Genomic DNA, 16970 nt, shown 5'->3' on the forward strand with positions numbered 1-16970 from the left:
CATGACTGATGACCAGGAGGCCACCATGGCGAATACCTTTGCCCATAGCCAACGGCAACTGGCGGAACTGGCCGACAGTGTGATCGCGCAGGCGATCCAGGCCGGCGCCTCTGCCGCGCAGGTGATTTTCTCCGAAAGCAACGGCTTGTTGATTGAAATGCGCCAGGGCCGGCTGCGGGCGCGCACCCGTGATGCGCAGTCCGGCATGGCGCTGACGGTTTATCGCGGGCAGCATCAGGGCACCACCAGCACCACTGACTTTTCACCGGCGCGCCTGAGCGAAACCGTTCAGGCCGCCTGCCGGATTGCCGGCTATACCGGCGAGGACGCGTTTGCCGGGCTGCCGCCGGCGCAGTATCTGTGCCAGGCGCCGCGCGAACTGGATCTGTGGCACCCCTGGGCGGTGGACGAAACCGGCGCACAGGCGCTGGCCCAACGTATTGAGAGCGGTATTGCGTCGGCGGGAGCGGGGGTGGTCAGCGATGGCGCCTGGGTGCGCAGCGGCCAATCCCAGTGGTTCCTGATGAACAGCCAGGGATTCGCCGAGGGTGGCCGGCAAACCAGCCACGTGATGAGTGCCAAAGCGCTGGCCAGAAAAGAGGGCCGCAGCCAACTGGATTTCTGGTATTCACAATCGCATCTTGCGCCGTCACTGATGGCGCCGGAGGCGATCGGCCAACGGGCCGGCAGCGGGGCGCTGGCCGCGCTCGACGTTGCGCCGTTGACCGGCAGCCGCCGCTGCCCGGTGCTGTTCGATGCGCGCAGCGCTCTGTCGCTGCTTGAACACCTGGTGCAGGCGGCCGGCGGCGCGGCGCTGTATCGCAAAAACAGCTTCCTGGCCGAGCGCCTCGGCCAGCGTATTTTCAGCGAGCATATCAGCGTTGAGGAAGATCCGTTTGTCCCGCAGGGGTTAGCCAGCCGGGCATTCGACGGCGACGGCATCAGCGGGGTGGCGCGCAGGGTGGTGGATAACGGCAGCCTGCGCGGTTTCTTCCTGTCCGCCTATGCCGCGCGCCGCCTGGGGATGGAACCCACCGGCAACGGTTCCGGGCCGGGCAACCTGATCCTGCGCAGCAGCCGCACCCAGGCCAGCGATGATTTCTCCGCCATGGTGAAAAAGCTCCATACCGGCCTGCTGGTGACCAGTTTCAGCGGCGGCGGAGCACGTTTGATTAACGGGGATTACTCCCGCAGCCTGCGCGGCTTTTGGGTGGAAGAGGGCGAAATTCGCCACGCGGTTGACGGTGTGACGGTAGCGGGCAACCTGGCGGAGATATTCCTCAACATCGTTGCCGTCGGCGCCGATACCCTGACCCAGGGCGCGTTGACCAGCGGTTCCGTGTTAATCGATAGCCTGCAGGTGGCGGGGCGCTAAGCCAGAGGATTTTTATCATGAGTGAATCAGTAACAACATTGCATCTGGCGCAGGCGAAACAGCAACTGCTGGAACCGTACGGCATCAGCGACGCCGATTTACAGGCGGTGATGGATCAGGTGCTGGCGCACCGGGTGGACTATGCCGATCTGTTTGTTCAGAGCCTGCGCCGTGAAACCTGGGCGATGGAAAACGGCGTGGTGAAAGGCGGTTCCTTTAATGTCGATCAGGGCTTCGGCCTGCGGGCGGTGGAAGAAGACCAGACGGCATTCGCGTATTCCCAGCATATCGACCAGCAGCATCTGCTGGATGCCGCCCGTTCGGTCAAAACCATAGCCGCACCGGGGAAACGCGCTCGGGTTGCATTGCCGGCCGATCGCGCGCAGCGGCTGAATTTTATCGCCGACGATCCGTTGTTGGCCTGTGAGGCCGCGCAGAAAATCGGCCTGTTGGAGAAAATCAACCACATGGCGCGGGCGATTGATCCGCGGGTGGTGCAGGTGACGGCCAGCCTGGAGTTGACCCATTCGGTTAACTATATTCTGCGCCATGATTTCCACCAGGCGGCGGATATCCGGCCGATGTTGGTGTTGCGCATGAGCGTGGTGGTTGAACAACAGGGCGTACGCGAGACAGCCAGTAGCGGCATCGGCGGGCGTGGCGATTTCACGCTGTTCGAGGATGAGCATGTACAGGCTGCGTTACGTACGATCGTCCATCGGGCGTTGATCAATCTGGCGGCGATCGCCGCGCCGTCCGGCAGTATGCCGGTGGTGATTGCTGCTGGCTGGCCCGGCATGCTGTTGCATGAGGCGATGGGGCACGGTTTTGAAGGTGACTTTAACCGCTTGGGCACCTCGGTGTATTCCGGGCGCATCGGCGAACGGGTGGCGCAACCCGGCGTGAATATCGTCGACGATGGCACCGTGGCCGGGCAGCGCGGTTCATTGAACGTTGATGATGAAGGCCACCCGGCCCAGTGCACCACGCTGATCGAAGACGGTATCCTGAAAGGTTATATGCACGACAGCCTGAGCGCGCGCCTGATGAAGCTGCCGCCTACCGGTAATGGCCGCCGCCAGTCTTATGCGCATTTGCCGATGCCGCGCATGACCAATACCTTTATGCGCAACGGGCAATATGCGCCGGAGGAAATTATCGCCTCGGTGAAACGCGGGCTGTATCTGGCCGATTTGGGCAGCGGGCAGGTGGATATCGTCAGTGGCCAGTACAGCTTCCAGACCGCGCTGGCATATTTGATTGAAGACGGCAAAATCACCACGCCGGTTAAAGGCGCCACCCTGACCGGCAATGGCCCGGAAACCCTGAAGTTAATCAGCATGGTCGGCAACGATCTGGCGCTGGATCACGGTACTGCCGTGTGCGGCAAGGCCGGGCAAAGCGTGCCGGTGTGCGTGGGGCAGCCGACGCTGAAAGTGGATAACCTGGTGGTGGGGGGGACGCGGCAGGGCTGATCGGCTTAGGTGCCGCTTGCGGCACCCAACCGGCGAGGCCGAGAAACATCGCATCGCCATGAGCCGCTTATAGATATCGAATAACTGCGTTGATCCAGCACAACCCGTAAACCTTTTATTTTCTATTGCCGAATTTAATCTATCTATATGCAAATTTGCGAAATTGAAATAGCCGTTCAGCCGTTGCTTATTTTTTCCTTTCTCGTAGCATGCTGGGAATAACACAGCTATTCGGTTAATGCCCCGCCATGGCAGCCTTTATTTTTACGATAAGGTTTTGATTATTCCCCACCGGGAAAGGGCTGTTGACGCCGGTTATTTATCATTAATAAAACAGGTATACACGTGCTTACGATAAAATCGCCGAACATCTATTTGCAGCAGCCTGGCTTGGCTGGCCGCGTGGGGGAGTACATTGCGCCGCACGCTAGCACCATCGCCATCCTTACCACGCCCCATGCCTGGCAGGCGGTAAACCCGCAGTTGGAAGCCAGCCTGCAGGCGCACCGCATAAACTACCAACTGAGTTTCTTTGAAGGAGAATGTAGCGACGCTGCCATTAGCCTGCATCAGGCGCGTGTGCAGCAATTTGGCGCCGAGCTGGTATTGGGGATTGGCGGCGGGCGGGTGCTGGATTGCGCCAAAGCGGTCGCCAATGCGCTGGATGGCGTGGCGGCGGTGACGGTTCCTACAATTGCCGCCACCTGCGCCGCCTGGTCGCCGATGAGCATTATCTACCACCCGCAGGGCGGCCAGGATCGCCGCCTGATGTTAAGCCATATGCCCCTGATGGTGTTGGTGGACAGCGAAGTGATCGCGCAGAGCAACACGCGTTATCTGAAGGCCGGCATCGTTGATGCGCTGGCCAAATGGTATGAATATGTTCTTTACCAGCAGAAAGACAGCGATAGCCTGGCACTGAGTCTTAAAGTGCAGGCGGCGAAAATGGCGCTGGATACCTTCGAACAATACGGTGCGGCGGCGGTGCGCGATAACCAGCGCCAACAGGTGACCCCCGCATTGATCAAGGTGATTGACGCCAATATCGCGCTGGCGGGGCTGGCAAATAGTATGAGCGGTAAAGATCCGGTGCCCGGCGTGGCGCATGTGATCCACAACCGGCTGACCTATCAACCCGAAGTACATGCGTTGCTGCATGGCGAAATAGTCGGCTTTTGCTTACTGGTGCAGTCTTTGCTGGCAAACGGCAACGGGCAGCCAGATCAAAAGCTGCTGTCTTTGCTGCGCCAGTATGATGCGCCGCTCACGCTGGCACCATTGGCGGGCGATCGTGCGGCGGCCTTTGCAACGATTGCGCGCGAAGCGAAGTTCTCCGCGGATATCGCCGCCCGTTTGCCTTTCTCGCTCGCCCCAGCGGCGATTGAGCAGGCATTGCTGGCCACGGATCGCTTGTTTTAGCCAGCCCGTGGGGCTGGGGGATATTGGGCTGCGGCGATGGCGCCAACGTTGGCCATGACGTTGGCCGGTGAACGGCGCAGCTGTAACTGCTGCGCCATAAAGTTCATATAAGGCTCCACATGCTGGAAATAGGCGCGGTAGCCGGCGCATAAAAAATTATGCGCGCCGCCCTGTTTGAAGAGGATGCGGTGTTTGGGGCAGCCGCCGTGGCAGGCAAAACCGTAGCGGCATTGCCGACAATCCGGCGGCAACACCGATTTTTGCGCGCCGAAATTCGTTTGCTGTTTACCGTCCACCAGTGCCGCCAGGTTGTCTACCAGGATGTTTCCCAACCGCTGTTCCGGGTAGACAAAATGGTCGCAGCTGTAGATATCCCCATTTTGTTCGATCACCAGGGCCCGGCCGCAGTTGGGTTGCATCACACACAGGCCAGGATCTGCCCCCACCCATGCGGCCAGGGTACAGTCGAATAGCTGCACGAATTTTTCCCCGACATCGTGCCGCACCCATTCGTCGAACACCGCGATCAGAAACTCCCCGTAGGCTTCACCGCTCACCGACCAGGGGGTGATGCTATGCTGCCCCAGGGCCTGTGGATGGATTAACTCGCCCAACGGCGGCCTTTTGCGTTGGTCGTCACGCTCCACGATGGGAATAAACTGCAGGAAGTCGGCGCCCAGTTCCCGCGTCAGGAAATGGTATATTTCCCGCGGCGCTTTGGCGGTTTCATTATTGACCGCCGCCAGCAGGTTAAACGTCACCTGGTGGTGTTGCAGCCGTTTTACCGCACCGATCACCTGCTGAAACACGGACTTCCCGGCTCGGCTTTTGCGGTATTTATCATGCAAGGCCTGTGGCCCATCAACCGATATGCCAACCAGAAACTGATTTTCTGCCAAAAAGGCTGCCCAGGCATCATCAAGCAGCACCCCATTGGTTTGCAGGGTGTTGCGGATGGTTTTCCCGTTGGCGTATTGGCGCTGGTAAGCCAGTGCGCGGCGGTAAAAATCCAGCCCGGCTAATGTGGGTTCGCCCCCTTGCCAGGCAAACACCACCTCCGCAGTCGGCGAACTGGCGATATTTTGCTGGATGTAGGCGCGCAGCACGTTCTCTTCCATATGGCGGAAAGGCCGACCTGCCGGCAGGCAGCCCATGCCTTTATCAAGATAAAAACAGTAATCACAGGCCAAATTGCACTGATAGCTGGTGGGTTTGGCCATCAGGTGAAAGGGATGCGTCATGCCTGAAACTCCTTACCTCGTTGGGTGAACTGGCACGCAGCTTGCGGCTAACGTTCACTCGTGTGCCTGGCATAGGCAACGCAGCGAAAGCCGATGTGGCTGGTGGCGGTATCCAGCGTTTGCCCTTGCCGCGCTGCCGGCCGGTAGCGCAGACAGTAATTCGGCGCGCACAAATGTGAGCCGCCTTTCACCACCCTACGGCTATCGGCAGCAAGGCCGTTGGAGGGAAGGCAACAGCGCTTTTTCCTAACGGCAGCCGATCGAGGGGCAAAAAGCGAACGGGTCCATTCCCAGACGTTGCCGGTGACGTCATATAACCCATAACCATTGGCGGGAAAGGATTTCACCGGCGAGGTTCCCTCAAAGCCGTCTTGCGCCAGGTTTTCCCAGGGGAATTGCCCCTGCCAGGTGTTGGCCATCATGGCGCCGCCGGGGGTGAATTCATCTCCCCAAGCGTAAGCGGCGCCATCAAGCCCGCCGCGGGCGGCGTATTCCCACTCTTCTTCCGTTGGCAGCGCCTTTCCTGCCCAGGCCGCGTAAGCGCTGGCGTCGCCATAAGTGAGCTGTACCACCGGGTGCTGTTCCCGCCCCTGAATGCTACTCTCTGGCCCCTGTGGGTGGCGCCAGTTAGCACCGGGCACATAGGCCCACCAGGCCCGGTAGTCCTGTAAACTCACCGGGCCAGCCGGTGGTGTAAAAACCAGCGAGCCCGGCACCAGTAACGCGGGGGATGCCTGCGGGTACAGGGCGGCATCGGGCGCCTGTTCCATGTCCGTGATGTAGCCGGTCTCGTTGGTGAATAGTGCGAACTGTGCGTTGGTAACTGGGCAGGGATCGATCCAAAAGCCGGCCACCTGCACGCGCCGAACAGGGCGTTCTTCCGGATAAAACTGTTCCGATCCCATCAGGAATTCGCCTGATGGGATCCATACCATACCTTCGCGGCGGCCAATTGCGGTGTGCTCGGGGGCGGCATGACAGGCCTTTGCTAAGGATGCCGGGGGGATTGCCCCGGCCGGTTTATAGATTTTCATGGCGGCTACTCGGCCGGCGTTTTGCGCGGCACGAAATCGAGCGGTGCGCCGGGCGGGATCACCGTTTCCTGTTTCACACTCTCTTCGAAATCATGCACCACCCGATGGGCATGCTGCATCACCCACCACCGCACATAGCGCTGATTAACGGCTTCGCGCTCTTTGGGATCTTCCTGTAAATGGGTAATACGGGCGAAGCCCAGCGGCAGTTCAGGATCGTGGAAATGCTGTTGCCGTTTGAAGTTGATTTTGAAATCTTTCCATTTAACGGCATGCAACTCATCGTTCAACCACACCATGCAGGACTCCCGATTGGAAACCGGCTGTTCCCCTAGGAAAAACGCCCGTTGATCGATCCCGTCGATCAGCCGATCCTTCGGTGGTTCACTGCCGGCAAACCCCAACAGAGTGGTAAACATATCGGTGACGTGAACCATTTCATTGCTCTCGGTGCCCGGCTGGATATGCCCTGGCCAGCGCATCAACAGCGGGGTGCGGATCCCGCCTTCCGCTGAACTGAAATAAGAGCCATCAAAGAAACCGCCGGTGCCGCGGCCAGCCAGATGATCTTCCGCACCGTTATCACCGCACATCACCACAATGGTATTGTCGGCAATACCCAGCTTATCCAACTGATCCAGCAATACGCCGAAATCATGATCCAACATCAGCAGGCAATCGCCCCAGTCGCCGTTGGTGCTTTTGCCCACGAACTCGTCCCGCGGCAGCATCGGGAAATGCATGAGCGAGTGGTTGAAGTAAAGGAAGAATGGCTTATCTGCCGCCACGCTGCGCTGCATAAAGTCGATGCCGCGCTTCTGGTATTCCAGATCGCAGTCCTTCTTCATTTGCAGGGTTAACTGCTGATCTAAAATGGGGTGACAGCCTTCGCCCTTACGGCCTTCGTGCATGTAGGAATAGCCGTCACGTTCCGGCACGTAATGGGGATCCTCCAACCACATGCATTCATCATAGGTGCGCAGTGGGCCATACCATTCATCAAAGCCATGATCGGTCGGCCAACGGCCATCTTCAGCGCCGATATGCCATTTCCCTTGGCAACTCGAGACATAGCCTTCGTCTGCCAGGATTTCAGCGATGGTTTTCTCCCAGGACACCAGGCCGCCGGCATTGCCACCGAGCGCAATGGTATGGTTGCCGGAGCGGATAGGGTAGCGGCCGGTCATCAGTGCCGAACGGGTGGGGGTGCACTGCGGCTCAACCACGTAATGGGTCAGTTTCAGCCCTTGCCTGGCGAAATCGTCCATCCTTTTGGTGTCTGCGCCGCGCAGGATCCCCCCGCCGTAACAGCCCAGTTCTCCCATCCCGAGGTTGTCCACGTGAAAAAATAAAATGTTGGGCTTGCGTACCGTCATGTTCAGCTCCTTTCTGGTGATTTAATAATGAAACGTGGTTAAAACTCGTCGGTGTATGGCTTGGCACCCTACGGGCCGCCTTCGGATAATTCGGCTCCCATGGCGGCCAACGATTCCTCGCGGATCAGCCCTTTCAATTCCCTGACCAGCGTGTTGAACTCGGGGCTATCGGTCATTTGCGCCGTGCGCGGCCGGGAGAGTGGAACGGTGATTTCGGCTTTTATGCGCCCGGGCCGGGCCGTCATGACATAAATACGATCGGAGAGGAAAATGGCTTCTTCGATATCGTGAGTAATAAACAGCACCGATAGCCTGAATTTCTGCCAGATCGCGGTGAGCACTTCCTGCATCACGCTGCGGGTCTGGGTGTCCAGAGCGCCGAAGGGTTCATCCATCAGCACCACCTGGGGATTGGTGGCGAGCGCCCGGACAATGCCGATGCGCTGTTTCATACCGCCTGATAGCTGATCGGGATAGTGGTTTTCAAATGCCAGCATGCCGGCCAGGCTCAGCAAGGTACGCGCAGTGGCCGCGCGCTGGGCCGTCGGCATGCTGGCCATGCGCAAACCGAACTCCACGTTTTTCCTTACCGTCAGCCAGGGGAACAACGAGTATTGTTGGAACACCATGCCCCGTTCCGGCCCCGGTTTGGTGATGGCCGCGCCGTCCAGCGTGACCTGGCCGCGGCTGGGTTGGGTAAACCCCGCGACGATATTCAACAGCGTTGATTTACCGCAGCCAGAAGGGCCAATCAACGACACAAATTCACCGGGTTGCACGGTGAGAGACACATCGCCGATCGCCGTGGTGCGGGCTTCCGCCTCACCGAAAACCACCCCGACGTTGCGGCATTCCACCCGGCCTTTATGGCTAACGTTCATAGTTTCCTCCCGTGAATGTCGATGCGCCAGGGTAAAACAAAGTGGGCAATGGCCCTGATGGCGCCGCTGCATATCAACCCCAACAGACCGATGGTGATCATGCCCAACACAATTGAGGGATAGTTCACTAATGAATAGGATTCCCAGGTGAAATAACCCACGCCGTATTGCCCGGAGATCATCTCCGCCGCAATCAGAGAGACCCAGGCGACGCCCATCCCCACTTCCAGCCCGGTGAACACGCTGGGCATACTGCCTGGCAGCACCACATGCCATAACAGTTGCCACTCGCTGGTGCCCAGGCTGCGCCCGGCACGGATAAACACCTCGTCCAGCATGTGTACGCCGTGGATGGTGTTTATCAGAATCGGGTAAAACGCACCGACAAAGGTGATGAAAATGATGCTGGATTCGCTGGTGGGCCAGAGCATGATAGAGATCGGCACCCAGGCAATGGCGGGGATGGGCCGCAAGACCTCAATGGCCGGCATCCCCAGCCGGTAGACCCAAACGGATCTGCCGATAAGGACGCCAAGCGTGATCCCGGCCAGCGCGGCGATAGCAAAGCCCGTCAGAATGCGCTGCAGGCTTTTGGCGATATGAACGTAAAACGTCTCCGATTTGGCCACCTCGGCCGCCTGTTGCCAGACGGCGAAGGGCGTGGGGATATTGCTGAACCGAATGTAAAATTCAAACTTATACGCGGTGGCCAGGTACCACAAAATAAACAGCCCGCCCAGCGAAATGCAGGAGAAAAGCCAAGGTTTCCCCTGTTTGCGCAGTAGGTGATAAACCGGCATCAGCCATTGTTTCTTTCCGGCTACGGGTTTTTCCAACGGGCGTTTTTCATTCTCGAGCATGGTCATTTTCCGGTTTAACCCCCGCTGGCCGCGGTGGTATGGCTCGCGGGAATCAACGGCAATACATCCTGATAGGCCACAACCTGGCCATTATTTTTGGCCGCATAATCTTGTGCGTCGCCCCTTAACAGGAAGGGCACGATGCCCAATGGGCCCGTGCTGTTGTGGTTAACAGCATAATAGGCCGCATTGGCAAACACCTTAATGCCAAGGGCATGATCGGCCAGATAAACGGTATCAATGTCTTTCTTTTCGGCCTGATAAGTTTTTACGCCAAGCAATGTGCAGTAGGGGGAAAAAAATGAAATAATATCGCCGTTTTTAATCCAGATCTGCCCGGCCTGTTTAGGGTTATCAATCGGTTTTTGGCAAATAGGATCGCTACCTGTTACCTGGTAATTATCCAGGCTGGCAAGTTGGCTACCATAATTAAGCCCCGTTTCCCGGTAGGCCTGCTTTATATAACGATCGTTTACCCAGCCATCAATATTCAGGGTTTTTACCTTATTGATTTTTTTCAGGACGGTATAATCACTTTTTAGCGCGCTGATCCACTGCGGCTTAATGGTTGGATCCAGCGTGTGTATGCCGCCTGGGCCAAGGAAGATATAAACCACTTCTTTATCGGTTTTGGTCCATTGCGCTATTTTCTCCGCCGCCTGCTGGGGGTTATCCCGCAGCCAGGCGTTAGCCGCCAGTATGGCCTTAAGGTAAGCCACGACCACTTCAGGGTATTTTTCACCAAAGTCTTTGCGAATGACCACGCCGTGGAAGGTGGGGTGACGGGTCTGCGCGCCGTCAAAAATTTTTCTGGCAATACCTCTAAACGGCAGCAGTTCGGTAAAAGGGACAAAATCGGCATGGGCATCAATGCGCTTCTCTTGCAGGCTGGTGCTGCCCACCTCTGGCGATTGCGAGATCAAATGCCAATAATTCTCCGGCAGCCCACGCGCCTGCAATGCTTGCAATAACATGCCGTGCGCCGCAGAGCCAAAGGGAACGGAGACCGTTTTTCCCTTGAGATCTTCCAGGCTATGGTAGGGCGAATCCTTTGGCACTACGACCCCATTGCCGCTACCGAACGCATTGTAGGCAATGATCGACACCAGTTGAGTATTATTCCCGGTTTCTTCCCCGGTGGCTCCGTTAACTAACAGGGGATAATCGCCCATCATGCCAATCTGGATTTTATCAGCGATCATGCCATTGGTAATCGGTGGCCCCGAGGTGAAGTTTTGCCAGTTTATGGTGTATTGGATGTCTTTATATTTGCCTGTTTTCGGCAAATATTTATCCAGTAAACCGAGTTGTTGAATGACAATGCCGGCCGTAACGGTATTGGTGGTGGTATTTTGTATGCCAATTCCGATATCCAGTGTGGTTTGTGCTTTCAAGGGTTCGGCTATGAGCAGCATACCAGTGACAAATAGCCATGGCAGCGCCTGCAGTTTTCGGGTTTGAAGTTTTGCTGTGTGCATAAAGTATTCATTCCTCATGGTGGTGGGCAAATTGGGAATATGTCTTCAATGCTTGAAAATAATTTATTTAATTTATCGTTGTAGTGGTATTAGGCTTTGGGTGCTCTGTCTACGCGGAACTTAAACTTAAAGGCATCGCCGCGATAATATAAATGCTCAAATTCAATCGGCGTATTATCAGTGCGATATACCGTCCGTTCGATAAATGAGATCGGCGAGCCTTCCGCAACGCATAATTGTTCGGCCAGCAGTTCATCTGTCAGGCCTGAACTGATCTGCAAATCAGCATGGCCAAGCGGGATCTGAAAATCATTCTCCAGAATGGCAAATATATCGCGGGTGACCAGATTCGCCTTGGCCAGGCGGGCGCCCAGGCTGGTTGAAAGATAAGTCACATCGACGGAAATCGGCTCGCGATTAAGAAAGCGCAGGCGGCGCAGTTCGGTCACCTTGGCTTTTCCCGTTAACTGTAGTTTTTCTTGTACCTGGAAAGGGGCGACAATATTGCGCATGGAAAGCACTTTGGAATGGCTTTCATAGCCCATTTGGCGCATGGCAATGCCAAACCCTTGCAGGCTGCTGCCCAGATCCTGAAATGCCCGCGGTTTAGAAACGAAGGTGCCCTTACCATGGACGCGAAAAATCAGGCCTTCGCTTTGCAGATCGCTTAGCGCCTGGCGCACGGTGATACGGCTGACGCCAAAGGCGGATATCATCTCACTTTCCGACGGCATTTTTTGATTCGGTTGATAGACGCCTTCCAGGATCCGGGTCCTGAGGATGTTTTTTATCTGCTCATACAGTGGGCTGGGCGTGTCCAGATGCACCGATAGCGGTTCATCCGCAGTTTCAGAAATAACCACCAGGCTTGGCTTTTGATGTTCCAGATTGCTCATTTTTACACCACTTGATATGACATGTGATGATGAGAGGGTACAAACAGGCACGCATAAGATGAAATAAGAATATCTGCTATCTATTGCCGGAAATTGCATGTTTTTTGTTCATTAACCTGCCGCTGCGGCCAAGGTAACCGGAAATCAACAGGCTACCGGCGAAGCGGGGCCCTCAGCCGGTGGCATTGTTCAACTGCCGCAATTGCGCGCCGCACGATAACCATTATCTGAATGAGCTTTTCCATTATTGGCATTTCTAGGGCGATCGAACGGGACTACTATCTGCCCAAGGCCTTTATCGCGGGAACTTGCCATGAAAAATTATCGTTGCTGTAGCGAGTCTGAATTTGATCTGAGTAATTTCTATTGGGCAAATCATGGAGTCTGCTATGAGCAATATTACCGCCTTGCCGATACTCGATCTGTCGCAGCTTGATGGCGGGCCTGAAGCGCGAGCGAACTTCCTGGCAAAGCTAAACCGGGCCGCGCGCGACGTCGGCTTTTTCTATCTGGTTCATCATGGCGTCAGCCGCGAACTGCAACAGCGTGTACAGCAGTTGGCGCAAGCGTTTTTTGCCCTGCCGGATGAAGAAAAACGGCGTGTCGCCATGATCCACTCCCCCCATTTTCGTGGTTATAACCGGGCCGGCGCCGAATTGACGCGCAGCCAGCCGGACTGGCGTGAGCAGTTCGACATCGGCGCGGAGCGCCCGGCATTGCCGCCGTTGGCCGGCGCCCCCAGTTGGCGGCGTTTACAAGGGCCAAACCTTTGGCCGGCGGCGCTTCCTGAACTGAAAACGGTACTTTTGCAATGGCAGCAAGCGATGACGCGCATGTCGCTGCGCCTGTTGCGGGCATTTGCCGAAGCATTGGAACTGCCGGTCAACGCCTTTGATGTGTTGTACGGTGAAAAGCCCAATGAGCATATCAAGCTGATCCGTTATCCCGGCCAGCAAAATAACGGTAGCCAGCAAGGGGTTGGGGCGCATAAGGATTCCGGCTTTTTAAGCTTCTTATTGCAGGACAATCAGCAGGGATTGCAGGTGGAGGCCGCACCGGGCGATTGGATCGACGCATTGCCGTTGGCGGAGTCGTTTGTCGTTAATATTGGCGAACTGCTGGAGCTGGCGACCAATGGCTACCTGCGGGCGACCGTGCACCGCGTGGTTTCGCCGCCGGTAGGGCGCGAGCGGCTATCGATTGCCTTCTTTCTTGGCGCGCAACTGGATGCCGTGGTGCCCATCTATCAATTGCCCGCCCACCTTGCCGCGCAGGCGCTGGGGCCGACCAGCGATCCGCAAAACCCGTTGCTGCGCGATGTGGGCTGGAATTATCTCAAAGGGCGGTTACGCTCCCACCCCGACGTCGCCGCACGCCACTACGGCGATGTGTTGCAGGCCAAAGCCACGACGGCTATTCAAGAATAAGCCATCTTTTCATTAGCCGATATGTTGCCTTCGTTTGGGCCAAGCTGCCGCCGCCATGAGTAAAACCGGCGTTTTGCCCCAACCACCGAAACGCCGATTAATTATTGCCGTTGCAAATTCTAATACAATCCTCACTTTTCAAAAAAGAGATAAGTATATTTTTATGCGTGAGTGAATACGCAACATTAAAGCGTATCCATGGGCTTCTCATATGTTGAGGATGAAAAAGATAGCCGGGGGCAAAGATTAATCCGTCTTTTTTGGCGCGTTCGGCTAATGTCTGCGCATCCATTTTTGAGCCTCTGGGTTTTGCATAGATATAAAAGCCATTTTTAGGTTGAATAAATAACTCCCAACCTAATTCTTGCAAAAAACGGCCAACTTCCGCTTGCGCCAATGCCAGTTTTGCGCGTAATTTCTCCAGCGACTTATGATAGTGGCCCTCTTTCAGTAGGCTTAATACGATTCGTTCAACAAATTCGGAGGAGGTCAGGCCACTCATCATTTTATACTGTGTCAGCCGGTTGATTGTTGGCACATCGGCGACAACATAACCGACGCGCAGGCTGGGCGACAGCGTTTTTGAGTAACTGCTGATATGTATCACGCGCTCAAGCCCGCCGAGTGAGGCCAGCGTGACGCTATTAGGCGGCATGAGATCGCCGGATACATGGTCTTCGACGATTTTTATGCCCTGTTGCTCGGCGATCATCAAAACCTGATAAGCGACGTTAAGGCTCATACAGGTGCCGGTGGGGTTATGCAACCACGGGTTGGTAAAATAAAGTTTTGGCCGGTGTTTTTTTATCAGCTTTTCCATCACTGAAATATCGGGCCCCTGATCTGTCCAGGGTATTCCAATAGCGCGTACGCCTTTCATCAGCAATGACGTCAGGAAGTTACAGTATCCTGGCTCATCAACCAGCACGGTATCCCCGCTTTCTAAAAAAGCCGCGGAAATGATATCCAGCGCGCGGCTTGCTCCCTGCGTTAGCAGGATATTATCCGGCGCGGCATAAAGTGAGCGATCGGATAAATAGCCACTTAAATATTCTCTTAGTGGGGAAAAACCTTGGGGCTCGCCATAACCATTGGCAGAAATATTTTGCCGAGCAACGGCGCGTAATGCCCGTGATAAATCATTATTGGGATACCAGTCTGAAGGTAACCAACCGCAACCAAAATGACTATAGCTGGTATGTGAATAATATACGTTTGTTAATAACCAATAGTCATCAATAGGGAAGTCGACGGCCTTTTGGTTTTTCTGTTGGTCATTGACATAATTCATTGGCTTGTCAATAACGAAAAAACCCGAGCCAGGAATCGATTTTATCAGGCCCTCGGCAATTAATTGGTCGTAAACAATGACAACCGTTGAAGCGCTGACCTGACACATTTGCGCACAGCGCCGGATGGAAGGCAGTTTCCCACCGGGAGGAAAATGTTTGGAACGTATCGCGAGCTGAAAGGCCTGCATAAGCTGTTCTACGAGCGTAACTGAAGATTGCTTATCAATAGATAACGTTAAAAAATTGTTCATGATTAACCTGTGTTATCAACTGCAGAAGGCGGGTTACAATGATAAAAGCGTTGTCTTGGCGCTGCTGGTATCCTCTTCCAATGTGATACAAATCCCAAATTTTTAAAAAAATCCTAATGCCAGTATACAGACAGGTGTAATCGGCTAACCCGGTAATAATTGTTTTTGTGATGAAGATCACTATCATAATTTTCTCATTTAATGCTGTTTATTTGTTTTCTGTGATCCTGAATTGAAATGAATAAATAACCAACAGACTTAACCTTATGAATGCAATGGCTTATTGCATTGGCGGCAACTGTATGGGTAAAAATTACAATACTGTTTATCTGATTATTTTTGGAATTGTACGTATACATAAAGCGTTTAGTGTTTAAGATGCCAATTAAAGGTGCGGTTGTAGTAAGTAAAATAATTAACACCGTCTAATGGTGGCCGCTTTACCTGACAGTTTTTTTAATCGCAGATTTATAAAAATAAATAGTGTTTTTTAATCCGATTCTGGAGTTAAATTATGACTGATATCACAGAACAGATAAAATTAAAGAAAACCGGGTTTATCCGTTATCTTGTCGTGTTTATGTTATTCATCGTGACTGCGGTTAACTATGGCGATCGTGCGGTACTTTCTATTGCCGGTGTGCCAATGTCTGAAGAACTTGGCATCAGTTCGGTCAGCCTGGGGTATATTTTTTCAGCTTTTGCCTGGGCTTACGTCCTGGGGCAAATCCCAGGGGGGCGGTTGCTTGATAGGTTCGGCTCGCGGCGGGTTTACTTCTGGAGTATTTTTCTTTGGTCGTTGTTTACGATGCTGCAAGCCGGCGTCTTTCTGCTTCATGGGGTAACGCTATTCGGCACCGTTTCCCTTGCGGTGGCCGTGTTGTTCCTGCTGCGCTTTATCGTCGGGTTGGCCGAGTGCCCGGCATTCCCCGGTAACAGCCGCGTGGTGTCGGCATGGTTCCCGTTAAAAGAGCGCGGAACCGCCTCGGCCGTTTTCAATTCGGCCCAATATTTCGCCACGGCGATTTTTGCGCCGATAATGGGGTGGTTTACCCACAACTATGGCTGGCACAGCGCCTTCATCTTTATGGGGCTTATCGGCATTATCATCAGTTTCATTTGGTTAAGGATCATCTACCCACCTTCCCAGCACCCTTGGGTATCCAAAGATGAACTGGCGTATATAGAACAAGGCGGTGCTTTAGTTAATCTCGATGCATCGTTGGGGAAAACAGAACCACAGGCCGCCGCTTTCGTTGAAAAAGAAACGGAGCAAAAAATCACGGTTAAGATGCTGTTGTCACAGCGCCTGTTGGTCGGGGTTTATTTAGGGCAATATTGTATTTCGACGCTGACCTGGTTCTTTATTTCCTGGTTCCCGGTCTATCTCATCAAAGAGCGGCATATGACGATATTGGGCGCAGGTTTTGCTGCATCCCTGCCGGCGCTGTGTGGTTTTGCCGGTGGGATCCTGGGCGGGATTGTGTCTGATTTTATGATAAAGAAAGGGTGTTCACTCTCATTGGCACGTAAGACGCCCATTATCTTAGGCATGCTGTGTTCGATGTCGATGCTGGTCTGCAACTATGTCGATTCAGTCAGCTTGGCTATATTCTTTATGTCGCTTGCTTTCTTTGGCAAAGGGTTTGGCGCACTGGGTTGGGCGGTGGTGGCGGATACCTCACCAAAAGAAGCGATCGGGCTAAGCGGCGGTTTGTTTAATACGATTGGCAATATCGCCGGCATCGTTACACCGATCATTATCGGCTATATCGTTGCCGCTACCGGTTCTTTCCATGGTGCGTTGATGTATGTGTCGTTCTTTGCTGCATTGACTATCTTCTGTTATGTCTTCCTGGTCGGTGAAATTAAACGCGTCGAATTTTCTTAAAAAAATATAGCGGTAATGATGTGATCGTTAGGTTATTCAAGAGCAAATCGTGATTCAAATAAATAATACGGTTT

General features: G+C 54.5%; 13 protein-coding genes. 5 read left to right on the forward strand and 8 right to left on the reverse strand.

Annotation, left to right across the window (positions count from 1 at the left end; all coding sequences use genetic code 11):
• Position 1: 1 nt before the first annotated feature.
• The 3 genes from ABFX35_RS05605 (at position 2) to ABFX35_RS05615 (ending at position 4269) form a co-directional block, all read left to right on the forward strand.
• On the forward strand, positions 2 to 1375 hold the full coding sequence (locus ABFX35_RS05605) for a TldD/PmbA family protein (RefSeq protein WP_346079721.1): 1374 nt from the start codon (positions 2 to 4) through the stop codon (positions 1373 to 1375).
• A gap of 17 nt (positions 1376 to 1392) precedes the next feature.
• Positions 1393 to 2850: a metalloprotease TldD gene (tldD, locus tag ABFX35_RS05610; protein WP_346079723.1), complete on the forward strand. Its 1458-nt coding sequence runs from the start codon at positions 1393 to 1395 to the stop codon at positions 2848 to 2850.
• 345 nt (positions 2851 to 3195) lie between these two features.
• Complete coding sequence (locus ABFX35_RS05615; protein WP_346079725.1) at positions 3196 to 4269, forward strand: iron-containing alcohol dehydrogenase family protein; 1074 nt, start codon at positions 3196 to 3198, stop codon at positions 4267 to 4269.
• On the opposite strand, the gene ABFX35_RS05620 is transcribed toward ABFX35_RS05615, so the two are convergent.
• From ABFX35_RS05620 to ABFX35_RS05650, 7 genes are all read right to left on the reverse strand, one after another.
• Positions 4266 to 5510: an anaerobic sulfatase maturase gene (locus tag ABFX35_RS05620; RefSeq protein ID WP_346079726.1), complete on the reverse strand. Its 1245-nt coding sequence runs from the start codon at positions 5508 to 5510 to the stop codon at positions 4266 to 4268. The two genes, ABFX35_RS05615 and ABFX35_RS05620, sit on opposite strands and share 4 nt — an antisense overlap.
• Before the next feature lie 47 nt (positions 5511 to 5557).
• Positions 5558 to 6544 carry a formylglycine-generating enzyme family protein gene (locus ABFX35_RS05625; RefSeq protein WP_346079728.1) on the reverse strand — a complete coding sequence of 329 codons (987 nt, stop codon included), beginning with the start codon at positions 6542 to 6544 and terminating at the stop codon, positions 5558 to 5560.
• Positions 6545 to 6549: 5 nt separating this feature from the next.
• On the reverse strand, positions 6550 to 7920 hold the full coding sequence (locus ABFX35_RS05630) for an arylsulfatase (protein WP_346079730.1): 1371 nt from the start codon (positions 7918 to 7920) through the stop codon (positions 6550 to 6552).
• A 68-nt stretch (positions 7921 to 7988) separates the two neighbouring features.
• Positions 7989 to 8801, reverse strand: a complete 813-nt coding sequence (locus tag ABFX35_RS05635; protein WP_346079732.1) for an ABC transporter ATP-binding protein — start codon at positions 8799 to 8801, stop codon at positions 7989 to 7991.
• Positions 8798 to 9661: an ABC transporter permease gene (locus tag ABFX35_RS05640; protein WP_346079734.1), complete on the reverse strand. Its 864-nt coding sequence runs from the start codon at positions 9659 to 9661 to the stop codon at positions 8798 to 8800. The genes ABFX35_RS05635 and ABFX35_RS05640 overlap by 4 nt, the downstream gene beginning before the upstream one ends.
• 14 nt (positions 9662 to 9675) lie before the next feature.
• On the reverse strand, positions 9676 to 11139 hold the full coding sequence (locus ABFX35_RS05645; RefSeq protein WP_346079736.1) for an ABC transporter substrate-binding protein: 1464 nt from the start codon (positions 11137 to 11139) through the stop codon (positions 9676 to 9678).
• An 89-nt stretch (positions 11140 to 11228) separates the two neighbouring features.
• A complete protein-coding gene (locus ABFX35_RS05650) occupies positions 11229 to 12035 on the reverse strand; it encodes a GntR family transcriptional regulator (RefSeq protein ID WP_346079738.1) in 807 nt (268 codons plus the stop codon).
• Positions 12036 to 12424: 389 nt separating this feature from the next.
• Here ABFX35_RS05650 and ABFX35_RS05655 point away from each other — a divergent pair, with 389 nt between their 5' ends.
• Entirely contained in the window at positions 12425 to 13462 is a 1038-nt protein-coding gene (locus tag ABFX35_RS05655) for an isopenicillin N synthase family dioxygenase (protein WP_346079739.1), read from the forward strand.
• Positions 13463 to 13559: 97 nt separating this feature from the next.
• Here the strand turns inward: ABFX35_RS05655 and ABFX35_RS05660 are convergent, their stop codons facing one another.
• Entirely contained in the window at positions 13560 to 15005 is a 1446-nt protein-coding gene (locus tag ABFX35_RS05660) for an aminotransferase-like domain-containing protein (RefSeq protein ID WP_095844864.1), read from the reverse strand.
• A gap of 514 nt (positions 15006 to 15519) precedes the next feature.
• Here ABFX35_RS05660 and ABFX35_RS05665 point away from each other — a divergent pair.
• On the forward strand, positions 15520 to 16896 hold the full coding sequence (locus ABFX35_RS05665; protein WP_279022567.1) for an MFS transporter: 1377 nt from the start codon (positions 15520 to 15522) through the stop codon (positions 16894 to 16896).
• Positions 16897 to 16970: the final 74 nt, after the last annotated feature.

Source organism: Gibbsiella dentisursi (genome assembly GCF_039539505.1).
Taxonomy (GTDB): domain Bacteria; phylum Pseudomonadota; class Gammaproteobacteria; order Enterobacterales; family Enterobacteriaceae; genus Gibbsiella; species Gibbsiella quercinecans.

Bases quoted from the DNA above. Each gene is read 5' to 3' on its own strand.
- ABFX35_RS05645 (WP_346079736.1), bottom strand. From the start codon at position 11,139: ATGCACACAGCAAAACTTCAAACCCGAAAACTGCAGGCGCTGCCATGG.
- ABFX35_RS05655 (WP_346079739.1), top strand. From the start codon at position 12,425: ATGAGCAATATTACCGCCTTGCCGATACTCGATCTGTCGCAGCTTGAT.
- ABFX35_RS05635 (WP_346079732.1), bottom strand. From the start codon at position 8,801: ATGAACGTTAGCCATAAAGGCCGGGTGGAATGCCGCAACGTCGGGGTG.
- ABFX35_RS05660 (WP_095844864.1), bottom strand. From the start codon at position 15,005: ATGAACAATTTTTTAACGTTATCTATTGATAAGCAATCTTCAGTTACG.
- ABFX35_RS05630 (WP_346079730.1), bottom strand. From the start codon at position 7,920: ATGACGGTACGCAAGCCCAACATTTTATTTTTTCACGTGGACAACCTC.
- ABFX35_RS05620 (WP_346079726.1), bottom strand. From the start codon at position 5,510: ATGACGCATCCCTTTCACCTGATGGCCAAACCCACCAGCTATCAGTGC.
- ABFX35_RS05650 (WP_346079738.1), bottom strand. From the start codon at position 12,035: ATGAGCAATCTGGAACATCAAAAGCCAAGCCTGGTGGTTATTTCTGAA.
- ABFX35_RS05605 (WP_346079721.1), top strand. From the start codon at position 2: ATGACTGATGACCAGGAGGCCACCATGGCGAATACCTTTGCCCATAGC.
- ABFX35_RS05640 (WP_346079734.1), bottom strand. From the start codon at position 9,661: ATGCTCGAGAATGAAAAACGCCCGTTGGAAAAACCCGTAGCCGGAAAG.
- ABFX35_RS05625 (WP_346079728.1), bottom strand. From the start codon at position 6,544: ATGAAAATCTATAAACCGGCCGGGGCAATCCCCCCGGCATCCTTAGCA.
- tldD (WP_346079723.1), top strand. From the start codon at position 1,393: ATGAGTGAATCAGTAACAACATTGCATCTGGCGCAGGCGAAACAGCAA.
- ABFX35_RS05665 (WP_279022567.1), top strand. From the start codon at position 15,520: ATGACTGATATCACAGAACAGATAAAATTAAAGAAAACCGGGTTTATC.